This window comes from Archangium violaceum (assembly GCF_016859125.1).
Taxonomy (GTDB): domain Bacteria; phylum Myxococcota; class Myxococcia; order Myxococcales; family Myxococcaceae; genus Archangium; species Archangium violaceum_A.
The window spans coordinates 4393318-4409160 of sequence record NZ_CP069338.1; the positions used below are offsets into that span (position 1 = coordinate 4393318).

General features: G+C 68.3%; 16 protein-coding genes. 13 read left to right on the forward strand and 3 right to left on the reverse strand.

The genetic code is table 11. The features are described from left to right. Positions 1-2 precede the first annotated feature (2 nt). The 4 genes from JQX13_RS18905 (at position 3) to JQX13_RS18920 (ending at position 2572) form a co-directional block, all read left to right on the forward strand. A complete protein-coding gene (locus JQX13_RS18905) occupies positions 3-1553 on the forward strand; it encodes an ATP-binding response regulator (protein WP_203412089.1) in 1551 nt (516 codons plus the stop codon). A 68-nt stretch (positions 1554-1621) separates the two neighbouring features. Beyond that, positions 1622-2026, forward strand: a complete 405-nt coding sequence (locus tag JQX13_RS18910) for a hypothetical protein (RefSeq protein WP_203410369.1) — start codon at positions 1622-1624, stop codon at positions 2024-2026. Then, positions 2010-2276, forward strand: coding sequence for a DUF5985 family protein (locus JQX13_RS18915; RefSeq protein WP_343211103.1), 267 nt, complete (start codon positions 2010-2012; stop codon positions 2274-2276). The genes JQX13_RS18910 and JQX13_RS18915 overlap by 17 nt, the downstream gene beginning before the upstream one ends. Beyond that, entirely contained in the window at positions 2273-2572 is a 300-nt protein-coding gene (locus tag JQX13_RS18920; protein WP_203410370.1) for a DUF5985 family protein, read from the forward strand. The genes JQX13_RS18915 and JQX13_RS18920 overlap by 4 nt, the downstream gene beginning before the upstream one ends. Before the next feature lie 3 nt (positions 2573-2575). Here JQX13_RS18920 and JQX13_RS18925 read toward each other — a convergent pair whose 3' ends face one another. The 3 genes from JQX13_RS18925 to JQX13_RS18935 form a co-directional block, all read right to left on the reverse strand. Continuing rightward, positions 2576-4594, reverse strand: coding sequence for an ATP-binding protein (locus JQX13_RS18925; RefSeq protein ID WP_203410371.1), 2019 nt, complete (start codon positions 4592-4594; stop codon positions 2576-2578). 158 nt (positions 4595-4752) lie between these two features. Then, positions 4753-5538 (reverse strand): 2-keto-4-pentenoate hydratase, encoded by a 786-nt coding sequence (locus tag JQX13_RS18930; protein ID WP_203410372.1) that lies wholly within the window; start codon positions 5536-5538, stop codon positions 4753-4755. Between the two features lie 89 nt (positions 5539-5627). Continuing rightward, complete coding sequence (locus JQX13_RS18935; RefSeq protein ID WP_203410373.1) at positions 5628-7100, reverse strand: methyl-accepting chemotaxis protein; 1473 nt, start codon at positions 7098-7100, stop codon at positions 5628-5630. A 193-nt stretch (positions 7101-7293) separates the two neighbouring features. On the opposite strand from JQX13_RS18935, the gene JQX13_RS18940 reads away from it, so the two are divergent. From JQX13_RS18940 to JQX13_RS18980, 9 genes are all read left to right on the forward strand, one after another. Continuing rightward, positions 7294-7791, forward strand: a complete 498-nt coding sequence (locus JQX13_RS18940) for a DUF1579 domain-containing protein (RefSeq protein ID WP_203410374.1) — start codon at positions 7294-7296, stop codon at positions 7789-7791. A 102-nt stretch (positions 7792-7893) separates the two neighbouring features. Continuing rightward, on the forward strand, positions 7894-9336 hold the full coding sequence (locus tag JQX13_RS18945) for an aldehyde dehydrogenase (RefSeq protein ID WP_203410375.1): 1443 nt from the start codon (positions 7894-7896) through the stop codon (positions 9334-9336). Continuing rightward, positions 9333-9764, forward strand: a complete 432-nt coding sequence (locus JQX13_RS18950; RefSeq protein ID WP_203410376.1) for a RidA family protein — start codon at positions 9333-9335, stop codon at positions 9762-9764. Before JQX13_RS18945 ends, JQX13_RS18950 begins: the two co-directional genes overlap by 4 nt. A gap of 1 nt (position 9765) precedes the next feature. Further along, positions 9766-10290: a 3-hydroxyanthranilate 3,4-dioxygenase gene (gene nbaC, locus JQX13_RS18955; protein WP_203410377.1), complete on the forward strand. Its 525-nt coding sequence runs from the start codon at positions 9766-9768 to the stop codon at positions 10288-10290. After that, positions 10287-11300 (forward strand): amidohydrolase family protein, encoded by a 1014-nt coding sequence (locus JQX13_RS18960; RefSeq protein ID WP_203410378.1) that lies wholly within the window; start codon positions 10287-10289, stop codon positions 11298-11300. The genes nbaC and JQX13_RS18960 overlap by 4 nt, the downstream gene beginning before the upstream one ends. After that, positions 11301-12581 (forward strand): kynureninase, encoded by a 1281-nt coding sequence (kynU, locus tag JQX13_RS18965; RefSeq protein WP_203410379.1) that lies wholly within the window; start codon positions 11301-11303, stop codon positions 12579-12581. Continuing rightward, positions 12568-13965, forward strand: a complete 1398-nt coding sequence (locus tag JQX13_RS18970; RefSeq protein WP_203410380.1) for an FAD-dependent oxidoreductase — start codon at positions 12568-12570, stop codon at positions 13963-13965. Before kynU ends, JQX13_RS18970 begins: the two co-directional genes overlap by 14 nt. Beyond that, positions 13943-14680 carry an SDR family oxidoreductase gene (locus tag JQX13_RS18975; protein ID WP_203410381.1) on the forward strand — a complete coding sequence of 246 codons (738 nt, stop codon included), beginning with the start codon at positions 13943-13945 and terminating at the stop codon, positions 14678-14680. The genes JQX13_RS18970 and JQX13_RS18975 overlap by 23 nt, the downstream gene beginning before the upstream one ends. A gap of 227 nt (positions 14681-14907) precedes the next feature. Then, positions 14908-15711 carry a sporulation protein gene (locus tag JQX13_RS18980; RefSeq protein WP_203410382.1) on the forward strand — a complete coding sequence of 268 codons (804 nt, stop codon included), beginning with the start codon at positions 14908-14910 and terminating at the stop codon, positions 15709-15711. Positions 15712-15843 lie beyond the last annotated feature (132 nt).

Genomic DNA, 15843 nt, shown 5'->3' on the forward strand with positions numbered 1-15843 from the left:
GGATGGAGGGGAGCAAGGTCGGTGGGTTTCAGGTACAGCTGGAGCTGCCGCGGGCCCGCATCCTGGTCGTGGACGATCACGCTCCCAACCTCCTCGCCCTGGAAGCCACCTTGGGTGACCTGGGCGAGGTGGTGAAGGTCGCCTCCGGTGAGGATGCCCTCCTGCGCCTGCTGCGAGAGGACTTCGCCCTCATCCTGATGGACGTGCAGATGCCCGGGCTGGACGGCTTCGAGACGGCCCGGCTCATCAAGGAGCGCGAGCGCTCACGCTTCATCCCCATCATCTTCCTCACCGCGCGCAGCCGGGACGCCTCGCACGTGTTCCGCGGCTACGCGCAGGGCGCGGTGGACTACGTCCTCAAGCCCTTCGCGCCGGAAATCCTTCGCTCGAAGGTGTCCGTCTTCGTGGAGCTCTTCCTCAAGGAGGAGCAGCTCAAGCGTCAGGAGGCGCTGCTGCGCCAGCGCGAGCGCGAGGCCCTGGAGCGTCAGAGCGCGTACCGCTACCGTCTGCTGGGCGACGCCATGCCGTTGTGTGTGTTCGTCGCGAGCCCGGAGGGGCGGCTGCGTTACGGCAACCGCGCGTGGACGGAGCTGTCCGGCCTTCCCTCCGAGGCGGTGGCGGACTTGTGGCGCTCGGAGGTCGTGCACCCGGATGACCGCGAGGGCGTGCACGCCGCCTGGTGCCGGTCCGTGGACTCCGGCGAGCCCTTCGAGGTGCAGTTCCGGCTGCGCCGCCAGCGCGACGCGAGCTTCCGCTGGCACCTGGGCCGCGCCGTGCCCGAGCGCAACGAGCGCGGTCGCATCACCGGGTGGATCGCCACCGCCACGGACATCGACGACCAGAAGCGGGCCGAGGCGGAGCTGGCCCGGGCGAGCGCCGCCAAGGACGCCTTCCTGGCCGCCGCCTCGCACGAGCTGCGCACCCCGCTGGCCGCGGCGAAGATGCAGGTGCACCTGGCCCAACGCAAGTTCGGTGCAGAGCTGACGGAGGGGCCTCGCCGGGCCTTCGAGGGGTTGGACCGGCAGGTGGACCGGATGACCAAGCTGGTCTCCGATTTGCTGGATGTGAGCCGGCTGCTCACCGGCCGACTGTCGCTGGAGCTGGAGTCGTTCGACCTGGTGCCGCTGCTGCGCACCACCTGCGAGCGGCTGCAGGCGCTCTCCCCCGAGCACCGGCTGCGGCTGGACGTCCCCGAGACGCTGCCCATGCGGGGCGATCCGGGGCGCATCGAGCAGGTGGTGACCAACCTGGTGTCCAACGCCGTCCGCTACTCGCCCGAGGGCGGCGTGGTGGAGCTGCGGGCCTGGTTCGAGGAGGGGGGGCAGGTCGCCCTCCTGGTCCGTGACCAGGGCGTCGGCATCCCCGCGGAAAAGCTGGCGCTCATATTTGAACGCTTCGGCCAGGCCCATGGTGCACGTTATGGTGGTCTTGGCTTGGGGCTGACCATCTCCCAAGGCATCATCGAGCAGCACGGTGGGCGTATCTGGGCGGAGTCCCAGGGCGTGGAAGGCGAGGGCAGTACCTTCCATGTGCGCCTGCCCCTTCAATCTTGACCTTCCGTAGCGGAACTTCCCGTCGCGAGGCGGGCCGTTCGAGGTGGGGAGAAAGAAAGGGATGACGTTTGCGGGCTGGCGATCTTCCCGAAGTGGTGCGGCGGCTCATCGCCGAGAACATCGATTCCGTGGAGCAGCTGGAGATCCTCCTGCTCCTGTTCCAGCACCCGGGGAGGACCTGGACCGCGGAGTCCGTGGCCCGGGAGCTGCGGGTCTCCTCCATCTCCGCGGGTGAAAGACTGGAGGATCTGACCTACGACGGGCTCGTGGTCCGGGTGGAAGGGAGTGAGGGCGAGTACCGTTATGGCCCGGAGACTCCGTCGCTGGATGAGGCGGTGCGGGGTCTCGCCGCGGCGTACTCCGAGCGCCGGGTGACCGTCATCAACCTCATCTTCTCCAAGCCCGTCGACAAGATTCGAACCTTCGCCGATGCCTTCCGGCTCCGGAAGAAGGGGGATGATGACAATGGCTAATGCCGTCTTCCTGCTGTGCGCGGCGACGAGCCTCGCCTGCGCGGTGCTGCTCCTGCGGGGCTATGCCCACAACCGTGTTCCCCTGCTGCTGTGGAGCAGCCTGTGTTTCGTGGGGCTGGCGGTGAATAACATGCTGCTGGTGGTGGACCTGGTGATCATCCCGGGCCGGGATCTGCTGCTGTTCCGGAACCTGTCCGGGCTCCTAGCGCTCGCGCTCCTGGTGTTCGGCCTGGTGTGGGATTCCGAATGAACGAGTTCATTTCCGGCATGGTCGCCGCCCTATGCCTCGTCGCGGGGCTGTTCTTCCTCCGGTTCTGGCGGAAGACGAGGGATCGCTTCTTCGGGTTTTTCGCCGCCGCCTTCTGGCTGATGGCGCTGCACCGCCTGGTGATGATGTTGCTGAAGAACAGCGAGAACGAGCACGTCCTCGGGGCGTACCTCATCCGGCTGCTCTCCTTCGTGCTCATCCTGGTGGCCATCGTGGACAAGAACCGGGTGGTGCCCCGCAGGAAGGCCGCTTCCCGGACCGAGATTCCGTCCCGCTGAGGACTACAGGGGGAAGGTCGCCTCGTGCCCGCGCGCCAGCGTGTGCGCCGAGGCGTCCACGGGGAGCCGCAGCCGGAAGGCGGTGCCCTGGCCCGGCTCGCTGCGCACTTCGATCTGCCCGCCCATGGACTGCACGATGTTGTGGCAGATGGCGAGCCCCAGGCCGGTGCCCACGCCCACCGGTTTGGTGGTGAAGAAGGGCTCGAAGATGCGCCGCTGGACCTCGGCGGGTATGCCCTGACCGTTGTCCTCCACCTCCAGCACCACGCAGTGAGGCCCCTCGCGCCAGGTGGACACCTGGATGCGGTTGTCATCGGGGTGGCGCGCGGGCAGCGCCTGCACCGCGTTCACCAGCAGGTTGACGAGCACCTGTCCCAGGCGCGCCTCGTTGCCGTGGATGTGTGGCACCTCGCCGAACGCGCGCACCACCTGGGTGCGGTGCCGCATCGCGCTGCGCATCAGCCGGAGCGCGCCGTCCACCACGCGGTGCACGTCCACCGGGCCGCGGCGCTCCTCGTCCGCGCGCGCGAAGGACTTCAGGTCCTGGACGAGCTCCCGGATGCGCCCCACGCCCTCCCGCGTCTCCTCGAATACCTCCTGCAGCTCGGCGCGTGCCTCGGGCAGCACCATCAGCTGGATGAGCTGCTCCTCCAGGAAGGTGAGGTTGGCGGAGACGAAGGTGAGCGGGTTGTTGATTTCATGCGCCACGCCGGTGGCGAGCGTGCCCACCGAGGCCATGCGGTCCGCCAGCCGCAGCTGGGACTCCAGCCGCCTGTGTTCGGTGATGTCGCGGCTCAGGGCCATGAGCAGGGGGCTGCCCCCCAGGCCCGTGAAGAGCGCCTTCCGGGTGAGGAGCGTGCGCTGTTGACCGGAGCTGTCGGTGATGTGGCTCTCGAACTCCTGGGGCTGCCGGGTGGAGAAGACCTGCTCGTCCTGTTGCCAGGAGTCGTCCGCCTCGCTCGGGGGGAGGAAGTCGTGGTCCGTCCTGCCGAGGAGCTCCTCGAGGGGATGCCCCACGAGCCGGCAGAAGGCGTTGTTCATGGCCACCCACCGGTGCGCCCAGTCCTTCACCACGAGCGGGTCCGGCACGGCGTCGAGCGTCTTCTGCAGCATGTCGCGCGAGCGCTCCAGCTCGTTGCGGGTGCGCAGGCGCTCCACCTCGGCGCTCGCGCGGACGGCGAAGGCGTTGATGATCGCGTAGTCCAGCTGCCGCGCCTCGAGCGGCTTGTCATTGAGGATGGCCAGGATGCCAATGGGCTTGCCGTGCGAGTCCCTCAAGGCGGCGCCCAGGTAGCTGCGCAGGCCCTGCTCGTGCAGCATGGTGTCCTCGGGGAAGCGCGCGGCCACGCCGTCCGGGTAGTGGCAGAGGGCTTGATCCACGGTGATCTGACACGGCGTGCCGGCGAGCGGGTAGGGCGGCAGCTCGCAGAAGTCGCCCTGGTTGAAGCAGGCCAGCTTGTGCACGGTGGTCCCGTCCAGCTCGCCCACCAGGGCACAGGTGACGCCGAGCGCTCGGGCGAGCTGCTTCACCATGTTTTGGAAGAACTCGGGGCCGGGCTCGGCCAGGGTGAGCTCGAGCAGCGTCTGGAGCGTGGCCTGTGTCCGCGCCGACTGCCGGCCGTCGTCCACCAGGAGGGCCTGGGGCTTCATCGAGCGCAGTCGCCGGTCGAGTGCGAGCAGCCGCGTGCCCCAGTGCTCGCCCGGAGGCACCATGCACTCGTCGGCGCCCGCGTGCGCCATGGCGTCGAGCTCGTCCGGGCCGCGGGAGGTCATCACCACCAGGTGGGTGCGCGAGGGCTCCCTACGGGCGTGGAGCCGCTGGCAGAGCGAGAGCGTGTCCTCGGGAGGCCCTTCCGCGTCCCACAGCACCAGCAATCCCGGGGGCAGCGTCTCGGGCAGCTCCTCCAGTCCTCGCGGGTGCTGGAGATGGCATTCCACCGTGTGGCGCGCGCCAGCCTCGCGGAGCCTGTGCTCCAGCTCCTCACGGACCGACTGGGGGACTCCCAGCATGATGATGTGCATCGCGCTCCTCTCCCTTTATGGGACGTTGATAATCGTCCGCCGTCAGGGTGGGTGGGCCAGCCTCCATCATACATTGCAGGACAGGGGCCGCTCTGGATCCACTCTCCGTGTGGGTCCAGCGCGTACATTCACGCTGTCGGGTTCCAGACGTCCTTTTCTCAGGACTCGATGGAAACCGTGACTTCTCCCAGGCCTTCCACGGTGAGTCGGACGCGGTCCCCGGCGTGGAGCATGTGGGCCGCGGTGGCGGCGCCGGAGAGGACGACGCTGCCGGCGGGCAGGGACTCTCCGCGTTGGTCCAGCAGCTCGCACAGTTGAATGATGGAGACCACCGGGTCGCCGGAGATGGCGTCCGAGCGCGCCGCCTGCACGCGCTCGCCGTTCACCTCCAGCACCATCTCGAGCCGGGGCAGGTCCAGCTCGCGAGGCGGGCGCTCGGTGGTGCCCAGGACGAAGAGCGAGGAGGAGGAGTTGTCCGCCACCACGTCGGGCAGGGAGAAGTATTTGAAGCCGACGTAGCGCGAGTCGAGGATCTCCAGCGCGGCGAAGACGCTCGAGCACGCATCGAGCGCCTGCTCGCGGGTGATGCGGCCGCGCAGCTCGCGCGAGGTGCGGAAGGCGATCTCCGGTTCGATCTTGGGGTGGATGGAGCCCTGGAGCCGGAAGACGCCACCGGCGGGGATTTCCATCCGGTCCGTGAGGACGCCGTACACGGGCGAGTCCAGGTTCATCTGCCGGCGCTTGGCCTCGGAGGTGAAGCCCATCTTCAAGCCCACCACGCGCTCGCCGCGCGAGGTGCGCAGGCGGAGGCCCTCGGCCTGGATGGCGTAGGCGTCCGTCAGCGCGAGGTCCGGGTGTTGCTTCGTGAGGGGGGGAATCTCGCGGGCTTCCAGTCGGGCCTGGTCCAGCAGCCGGGCCAGCTCTTCGTGCATGCGTGCCGTCATCGCCTTCTCCGCAGCGGGGGACGGCACGTTTTGCGCTGCCCCGGCCAGGAGTGCAAGGGCCTGGGTGGCGCGGGCTCACACGAGCGGACTCACGCGGAGGCGCGTGGATCCATGATGCCGGAGAGCTGCTTGGACAGCTCGATGAGCCGGGTGGCCGTCTGCAGCGTCTGCGTGGAGCTGCCCTCGGCCTGACGCGCCGTCTGGGCCACCTCGAGGATGGCGGTGTTCACCTGCTCCACCGCCGTCGTCTGCTGCTGGGTGCTCAGCTCGATTTCGCGCGCCACGTCCAGGTTGGCGCGCACCAGCTCCGCGATGCGCCGGAAGTTGCCGGCCACGTCGTTGAACTGCTGCGCGCTGCTCTGCACCGCCTTGGAGCCGTCCTCGGTGGCCATGATGGTGGTGTTGGAGGCGGCGCGGATTTCATCGATGAGCACGCGGATGTCCTTGGTGGCGCCCCCCACGCGGTCCGCCAGCTTGCGGATCTCCTCGGCCACCACGGCGAAGCGCTTGCCGTGCTCACCGGCGCCGGCGCTCTCGATGGTGGCGTTGATGGCGAGGATGTTCGTCTGCTCGGCCAGCTCGTTGATGATGTCGAGGATGCCGCCGATCTCCTGCGAGCGCTTGCCCAGGTCCAGCATGTGGTTGACGATGGCGTCCACCTGGCGGCGCACCGTGTCGATGGCCTCCTGGGCCTGCTGCACCGTGGCGTTGCCGGTGCCGGCGGCGCCCGCGGTCTCGTCCGCCACGCGGGCCACCTGCTGCGCGCTGGAGGCGATCTGCCGCGAGGTGGACAGCAGCTCCTTGACGGTGGTGGAGATCTCCGTGGTGGCCGAGGCCTGCTCGCGCGCGCCCGTGGCCTGCTGCGAGGCCGCCGTCTGGAGCTCGGCCGAGGAGCCCTGCACCTGCGCGATGGCGGTGTTGAGCTTCTGCTTCAGGTTGTTGCCGACGATGCTGGAGAGAATCAGGCTGATGCACATGATCATCACGGCGCCGACGCCGAAGGACCAGCTGAACATGCGCGAGTCCGTCGCGAGGGATTCCTCCCGCGTCGCGAGCACCTCCTCCTCCGCCCGGTGCATCTCCGTCACCAGCTGACGCAGGCTCTCCCTCTGTTGGGTGGCCTCGGTGGTGTCGAGCGTGGCCAGGGCGCTCTCCGCGCTCTGGGTACGGCGGAGCTCCGCGCTGTAGCGCAGGTGGGTCATCACCCGCCCGACGAGGGAGCGCAGCGCCTCCAGGCGCTTGAGCTGCTCGGGGTTGTCGGAGATGTGCTCTCGCACCTGGGTGAGCTCCTTCTCGAGCTGGACCTCGGCCTGGGCATAGGGCGCGAGGTAGGACGCGTTGCCGGTGAAGAAGTACCCGCGGTGCGCCGTCTCCGTGCCGTTGACCTGGGCGACGATGCGCTCGAGCCCGTTGAGGGCCTCATTGCTCCGCTTCACGTCGGCGACGGAGGTCGTGAAGTTGTTGGTGCGCTGGGTGGTCCGGGTGATGAAGGCCCCGAGCAACACCACCATCAGGATGAACGTGAGTGTGAACTGTTGTCCCAGCGTCATTTTCGAGAACATCGGTCATCTCCCTGCTGGGGGGACGGAGAGCGCCACCAGCGGTTTTCCGGCATGAACTCTACGGCAGGCGCGGGCGGGGTGGGGTGCACCTGGGAGTCGCAGCGGTTTTTTGCCCCCGTGCGCCCTTCTTCCTTGTCGGCAGGCTACCCTCCAGGCGGCCAGGGCTCATCCCCCGTCCAGAGGAGGCTCACGCATGACGCGCCGTTCGTTCGAGGAGTCCAGGCAGGAGGGCGGCATCCACCACCGGTTGGGTCAGCTCGTCGGGGAGTGGGAGGGCGTGACGAGGACGTGGTTCGAGGCGGACAAGCTCGCGGACGAGTCCCCCTGGCGGGGCACCATCCGCCCCGTACTGGAGGGACGGTTCGTGGTGCACGAGTACGAGGGCACGTTCCAGGGCAAGCCGCTCGCGGGAGTGGCCATCTACGGCTACCACCTCGATCCGGACCGCTACGAGATGGCCTGGGTCGACAACATCCACACCGGCACGGGCATCATGTTCTCCAAGGGCGCGAACGAGGGCCGGGGCTACGGCGTCCGGGGCAGCTATGAGGCCCCGTCCGGGCCGCCCTGGGGCTGGAGGACGGACATCCAACAGCCCACGCCGGACCAACTGGTCATCACCCACTACAACGTCTCGCCCGACGGCCAGGAGACCCGGGCGGTGGAGACGGTGTACCGGCGGAAGAAGTGAGCGCGTGAACCAGAAGTGAACGTCACGGTTTTCCTCCTGGGGTGACCGTGACCGGGGCCCGTGCTATTCCGGCGCCCGGCTGCCCGAGAGGAGGATTCGCGCGTGGAGAAGGTCCTCAACTACATCGGTGGGGAGCTGGTACCGCCGAGCTCGCAGGTCTGGTTCGACAAGCCCGATCCCGCCACGGGGGAGCCCTCCGTCCGGGTCCCCGACTCGGACGAGACGGACATCCGGCGCGCCGTGGAGGCCGCACGGAAGGCCTTCCCGGCCTGGGCCGCCACCCCGGCGACCGAGCGGGCACGATTGCTGCGCCGCGTCGCGGAGGAGATCCGCACCCGCATGGAGGCCTTCGCCCGCGCCGAGGCCATCGACACCGGCAAGCCGCTGGGGGTGGCCTCCTCGGTGGACATCCCCCGGAGCATCCTCAACTTCGAGTTCTTCGCGGACGCGGTGACGCAGTTCTCCTCGGAGGCCCACGTCACGGATGGTGGGGCGCTCAACTACACGCTGCGCACGCCGCTGGGCGTGGTGGGGTGCATCTCTCCGTGGAACCTGCCGCTGTACCTGCTCTCCTGGAAGATCGCCCCCGCGCTGGCCATCGGTAACTGCGTGGTGGCCAAGCCCTCCGAGGTGACGCCGATGACGGCGTACCTGCTCGCGCAGGTGTGCCGCGAGGTGGGGCTGCCTCCGGGCGTGCTCAACATCGTCCACGGCTACGGCGCCAAGGTGGGCGCCGCGCTGAGCAGCCACCCGGAGATCAGCGCCATCTCCTTCACCGGCAGCACGCGCACGGGCGCGGAGATCGCCCGCACCGCCGCGCCGCTCTTCAAGAAGCTCTCGTTGGAGATGGGGGGCAAGAACCCCAACGTCATCTTCGCCGACTGCGACTTCGACGAGGCGCTGGCCACCACGGTGCGCTCGTCCTTCTCCAATCAGGGGCAGATCTGCCTCTGCGGCTCGCGCATCTTCGTGCAGGCGCCCCTCTACGAGCGCTTCAAGGAGGCGCTGGTGGCGCGCACGCGGGCGCTGAAGGTGGGGGACCCACTGGAGCCGGGGACGGAGCAGGGAGCGCTGGTGTCCCCACAGCACTTCGAGAAGGTGATGGGCTACATCGACCTGGCCCGTCAGGAGGGAGGCCGCGTCCTCACCGGAGGCAAGCGCGCGCAGGTGCCGGGGCGCTGCCAGGGCGGCTGGTTCGTGGAGCCCACGCTCATCGAGGGCCTGGACCACGCGTGCCGCACCAACCAGGAGGAGATCTTCGGGCCCGTGGCCACGCTCACCCCCTTCGAGAAGGAGGAGGAGGTGCTCGCCTGGGGCAACAGCACGCGCTACGGGCTGGCGGCGAGCGTGTGGACGCGCGACCTGAGCCAGGCGCACCGCTTCGCGGCGAAGCTGGAGAGCGGCATCGTCTGGGTGAACTGCTGGATGTTGCGAGACCTGCGCACGCCCTTCGGCGGGGTGAAGGACTCGGGCGTGGGCCGGGAGGGCGGCTGGGACGCGCTGCGCTTCTTCACCGAGCCCAAGAACGTGTGCGTGAAGCTATGAGCCATTCCGAGCGAGTCGATTCCCAGAAGGCCCCGGAGCCGGTGGGCCTCTATCCCCACGCCCGGCGCGTGGGCAACCTGCTGTTCCTCTCCGGCGTGGGGCCGCGCGAGCGCGGGAGCAAGAAGATCCCCGGCGTCGAGCTGGACGCGCAGGGGAACATCGTCTCCTACGACCTCGAGACGCAGTGCCACTCGGTGTTCCGCAACGTGCGCTACATCCTGGAGGAGGCGGGCTCCTCGTGGGACCGGCTGGTGGACGTGACGGTGTACCTCACGGACATGAAGAAGGACTTCCCCACGTACAACCGCCTGTGGGCCGAGTACTTCAAGGACGTGCCCACGCCGCCGTGCCGGACGACGCTCGGAATCACCGCGCTGCCCACGCCCATCGCCATCGAGTTGAAGTGCATCGCCACCATTGGGGACTGAGATGAGCCGACTGCAGCCGCTCAATTTCAAGAAGTGGATCGACGAGCACCGCCACCTGCTCAAGCCCCCCGTGGGCAACCAGATGGTGTGGCAGGACCGCGACTTCATCGTGATGGTGGTGGGCGGGCCCAACTCGCGCACCGACTTCCACATCGACGAGAGCGAGGAGTTCTTCTACCAGGTGGAGGGAGACATCACCCTGCGGGTCATCGAGGACGGCAAGCCCCAGGACATCCCCATCCGAGAGGGGGAGATCTTCCTGCTGCCGCCGAAGGTGCCGCACTCGCCGCAGCGGCCGGCGGGGACGGTGGGCCTGGTCATCGAGCGCAAGCGGCGCGAGGGCGAGCTGGACGGGTTCGCCTGGTACTGCCCCAGGTGCAACCACAAGCTGTACGACGAGTACCTCCAGGTCACCAACATCGTCACCCAGCTGCCGCCCATCTTCGAGCGCTTCTACGGCAACCCCGAGCACTGCACCTGCAAGCAGTGCGGCTTCCAGATGACGCGGGAAAAGCGCACGTCATGAAGATCGACATCCACACGCACCTGCTGCCGCCCGAGCTGCCGCGCTTCGCCGAGCGCTACGGTTACGGGGGCTTCATGACGCTGGAGCACCACGCGCCGTGCCGGGCGAGGATGGTGCGCGATGACGGGAAGTTCTTCCGCGAAATCGAGAGCAACTGCTGGGATCCGGTGAAGCGCATCGAGGAGTGCGATGCGTGCGGCGTCAACGTACAGGTGCTGTCCACGGTGCCGGTGATGTTTGGCTACTGGGCGAAGCCGGAGCACGGGTTGGACCTGTCGCGCTTCCTCAATGACCAGCTCGCCTCGGTGGTGCGGGCGCACCCCAAGCGCTTCGTGGGGCTGGGCACGGTGCCCTTGCAGTCCCCGGAGCTCGCCGTGCGCGAGCTGGAGCGCTGCATGCGCGAGCTGGGGATGGCGGGCGTGCAGGTGGGCTCGCACGTCAACGGCCTCAACCTGGGAGAGCCGGAGCTGTTCCCCTTCTTCGAGGCCGCCGCCGACCTGGGCGCCGCCATCTTCGTCCACCCCTGGGACATGCTGGGCGAGGCGCGGATGAAGAAGTACTGGATGCCGTGGCTCGTGGGCATGCCCGCGGAGGTGGCGCTGGCCCTCTGCTCGCTCCTCTTCTCCGGCACGCTGGAGAAGCTGCCGAAGCTGCGGCTCGCCTTCGCGCACGGCGGTGGCGCCTTCCCGGGAACCTTCGGCCGCATCGAGCACGGCTTCCAGGTGCGGCCGGATCTGGTGGCGGTGGACAACCCCGTGTCGCCCCGCGACTACCTGGGACGCTTCTGGGTGGACTCGCTGGTGCACGACCCGGACATGCTGCGCTTCATCGTGCGGCTGTTCGGCCCGGAGAAGGTGGCCCTGGGCAGTGACTATCCGTTCCCACTGGGCGAGGACCGGCCGGGCGCGTTGGTGGAGTCCCTCGTGGACTTCGATGCCGCCACCCGGGAGAGATTGTTGTGGCGTAACGCGCTCGAGTGGCTCGGGCGTTCGTCCGAGGAGTTCAAGTAGATGAGCGGTGAAGGCGTGCGGTTCGAGGCCAGTGAGGAGTTCGCCCGGCGGATGGACGCGGAGGATGCGCTGCGTCCCTTCCGCGACGAGTTCCTCTTCCCCGCTCACGAGGGCGAGCCCTCCCTTTATTTCGTGGGCAACTCGCTGGGGCTCCAGCCGCGCAAGGCGAAGACCTACGTCCTGGAGGCGCTGGAGGACTGGGAGAAGCTGGGCGTGGAGGGCCACTTCCGCGGGTCGCGTCCGTGGCTGCCCTACCACGAGATGCTCACCGAGCAGACGGCCCGGCTGGTGGGCGCGCACCCCATCGAAGTCGTGGTGATGAACACCCTCACGGTGAACCTGCACCTGATGATGGTGTCCTTCTACCAGCCCACGCGCGAGCGCCCGAAGATCCTCATGGAGGCCGGCGCCTTCCCGTCGGACCAGTATGCGGTGGCCTCGCAGGTGCGCTTCCACGGCTACGACCCGGACAAGGACATCCTCCGCCTCTCCCCGCGCGAGGGCGAGGAGACGCTGCGCACCGAGGACATCCTCGACACCCTCGAGCGGCATGGGCGGGAGATCGCCCTGGTGCTGCTCGGCAACGTGAACTACCTCACCGGCCAGGCGTTCGACATGGCCACCATCACCCGGGCCGCGCACAAGCAGGGCTGCCGGGTGGGCTTCGACCTGGCGCACGGGGCGGGCAACCTCCAGCTCTCGCTACACGATGACGGGCCGGACTTCGCCGTGTGGTGCTCTTACAAGTACCTCAACGGTGGCCCGGGCACGCTCGGCGGTGTCTTCGTTCACGAGCGCCACGCACACGACAAGGCGCTGCCGCGCTTCGCGGGCTGGTGGGGCCACGACAAGCAGACGCGCTTCCAGATGGGGCCGGACTTCGAGCCCATTCCAGGCGCCGAGGGTTGGATGATGTCCAACCCGCCCATCCTCCAGCTCGCGGCACTGCGTGCGTCCCTGGAGCTGTTCGACCGCGCGACGATGCCCGCGCTGCGCCGCAAGAGCGAGCGCCTCACCGGCTACCTGGAGTTCCTGTTGGACCGGCTCCCTCCCGGGGTCGTGCGCATCACCACGCCGCGAGACCCGAAGCAGCGGGGCGCCCAGCTCTCGCTGCGCTTCAGCAAGGAGCCGCGGCGCCTGTTGGAGAAGCTCACCGCGGCGGGAGTCCACTGCGACTTCCGTTCACCGGACATCATCCGCGCCGCTCCGGCGCCGCTCTACAACAGCTTCCAGGACGTATACCGATTCGTGGGGGTACTCGAAAGGCATGCACGAGATTGAGCGGACGGAGCGTGTGACGGTGGTGGGGGCGGGCCTGGTGGGCTCGCTCCTGTCGATGTACCTGGCGAGGCGCGGCTTCCATGTGGACGTCCTGGAGCGGCGCCCGGACATGCGGCGCGAGTCCATTGGCGCGGGCCGCTCCATCAACCTCGCCATCTCCACCCGGGGGCTGCACGCCCTGCGGCAGGTGGGGCTGGAGGAGGAGGCGCTGCGCCACGCCATTCCCATGCGCGGGCGGATGATCCACCCCGTCTCGGGAGGGCTGGCCTTCCAGGCGTACGGCAAGGACGAGTCCCAGCACATCAACAGCCTGTCGCGAGCGTGGTTGAACGCGTTCCTCATGACGCACGCGGAGGGCACGGGCAAGGTGCGCATCGGGTTCAAGCAGCGCGTGCAGCACCTGGACCTCGAGACGGGCACGCTCGGCGTGCTGGACGAGCCGAGCGGAACCACGCGCGAGGTGCGCACCCCGGTGGTGTTCGGCACGGACGGCTCGGGCTCGGCGGTGCGGCACGAGGTGGAGAAGCAGCCGGGTCACGCGACGACGCAGGAGCACCTCAGCCACGGCTACAAGGAGCTGACGATTCCCGCGGGCCCGGGTGGCGCCTTCCGCATGGAGAAGCACGCGCTGCACATCTGGCCGCGGGGCGCGTACATGTTGATCGCCCTGCCGAACGAGGACGGCAGCTTCACCTGCACGCTCTTCCTGCCCTTCCAGGGCCCGGTGAGCTTCGAGTCCCTGGACTCGCCCTCGCGGGTGGTGGCCTTCTTCCAGGAGCAGTTCCCGGACGCGCTGCCGCTGATTCCCGACCTGGTGCACGACTTCTTCCACCACCCCACGGGGACGATGGTGACGGTGAAGAGCGCGCCATGGCACGTGGGCGGCAGGGCCCTGCTGCTGGGAGACGCGGCGCACGCCATCGTGCCGTTCTTCGGGCAGGGGATGAATTGCGGCTTCGAGGACTGCGTGGTGCTGGACGAGTGCCTCGGGCGACATACGCGGTGGGCGGAGGCCTTCGAGGCGTTCTCCCGGCTGCGCAAGACGAACGCGGATGCCATCGCGGACATGGCGGTGGAGAACTTCGTGGAGATGCGGGACAAGACGGCGGACCCGCGCTTCCTGTTGGAGAAGGCGGTGGAGAAGGCGCTGCTCAATGCCTTCCCGGGCGAGTTCATCAGCCGCTACTCGCTGGTGAGCTTCAGCCGGGTGCCGTACCGCCTGGCGTACGAGGTGGGGGCCCTGGCGAGCGGTATCGTGGCCGAGCTGAGCGAGGGCCTCACGCGAGCGGAAGACGTGGACATGAACCGGGCCCGTACGCTCATCCACGAGCGGCTGGTGCCCTTCGTGAAGGAGCATTCGGATGGATTTGGGCTTGAGAGGTAGGCGGGCGCTGGTGCTGGGCGCCTCGAGTGGACTGGGGTACGCCATTGCCTCGCAGCTGGTGAAGGAGGGCGCGCAGGTGGCCATCTGCTCGCGCGACGAGGGCCGCATCCGCGAGGCCGCCCGGAAGATGGGCGCGGCGCTCGCGGTGACGGCGGATCTGACGAAGCCGGGCACGACGAAGGAGCTGGTGGAGAAGGTCATCGAGGCCATGGGCGGCGTGGACATCCTGGTGGCGAACACGGGAGGGCCGCCGAAGGGCAGCATCGAGAAGCTCACCGCCGAGCAGTGGCAGGAAGGCTTCCAGAGCCTGTGGATGAGCGTGGTGGAGGGACTCCAGGCGGCGCTGCCGGGGATGAAGGATCGGCGCTGGGGGCGCATCATCCTGGTGACGTCGGTGGCTGCGCGCGAGGCGATGCCGCTGCTGACCATCTCCAACGGGCTGCGCGCGGGGCTCATGGGCCTGGTGAAGACGGTGAGCAACGAGGTGGCGGAGCACGGCGTCACCATCAACGGAGTACAACCGGGCTACCACGCGACGGAGCGGCTCAAGGAACTGGGCGTGCCCGAGGACAAGATCACGTCCGCGATTCCAGCGCGCCGGCTGGGCAAGCCCGAGGAGTTGGGGGCGCTGGTGACGTTCCTGGCGTCGGAGCAGGCGGGTTACATCACGGGCCAGTCCATCGTCATCGACGGCGGCTGGATGCGCGGCTTCTAACGCCACCAATCCCTCCCTCTCCCTCTGGGAGAGGGTCGGGGTGAGGGTATTTCCTCCCCGTGCCACAACAGGGAACCCACCGCTGTCGCTTTCCTCCAGGCTCCCCCAGGCTGGGTCGAAGGAATCCATCGAGATTATCTGTGCCTGGAACCAGCGACCTTGCTCTAGGTACAGGTGTCTCGTGGGGTGCTCCGGCGATGAAGCCTGGACCCAATCGGAGGGCAGGTATGTTCAAGAAGTTGTTGGCGAGCATGGGGGCTGGTTCGGCGCAGGTCGACACCAGGCTGGTCAATGACCGCGTGGTGCCGGGAGGTACGCTTCGCGGCGAGGTGCACATCACCGGAGGCGAGGTGTCGCAGGAAATCGAGGAGGTCTCGCTCTTCCTCATGACGCAGGTGGAGGTGGAGTCGGGCGACAGTGAGTACAGGCAGAACTTCGTCATTTCGCGCGCGCCACTCGCGCGCGACTTCCGCGTCGGGGAGAAAGAGCGTGTCTCCATTCCCTTCGAGATGTACGTCCACCTCGAGACGCCGGTGACGGCGCTCTCGTCCCAGGGCGGGAGCTCGGCGAAGCTGTCGTACACCCACTCCCGGCCGCACCACGGGCGCGGGGCGAAGGTGTGGCTGGACACCGGACTGGAGATCGACAAGGGCGTCGACTCGACCGACCGCGACGCGCTCATCGTGGAGCCCACGCCTCCCATGCAGCGCGTGCTCTCGGCGCTCGAGGAACTGGGCTTCCGGATGGTGTCTGCGGATGTCGAGAAGGGCACCCTGCGAGGGAAGGGGTTCCAGTCGACCGCCGGCTTCTACCAGGAGATCGAGTTCCGGCCGCAGCACGGGCCCTATGCGAGACGCATCAACGAGCTGGAGCTGTCCTTCGTTCCGCGCGTCCAGGACACTGGCGTGCTGATCGAGGTCGACCGGCGCTTCTCCTCGCGCGACTCGTATCGCTCGCTGCTCGTGAACCACGGAAACTTCGAGCGCGTCAATTGGGTGCGCGAGCTCTCCGAACTGCTCGGGTCGATCTGAGCTCGCTCACAAGAGGGATACCTCCGCCTTCACGACCCGCGGCCACTCCCCGGGGGTCATTGGTCCGCTCCTCTATGCGTTTCCTGGCGGAGCGGACCGTCCTTTCTATACCGTTTCCCTCCCCTCACCATG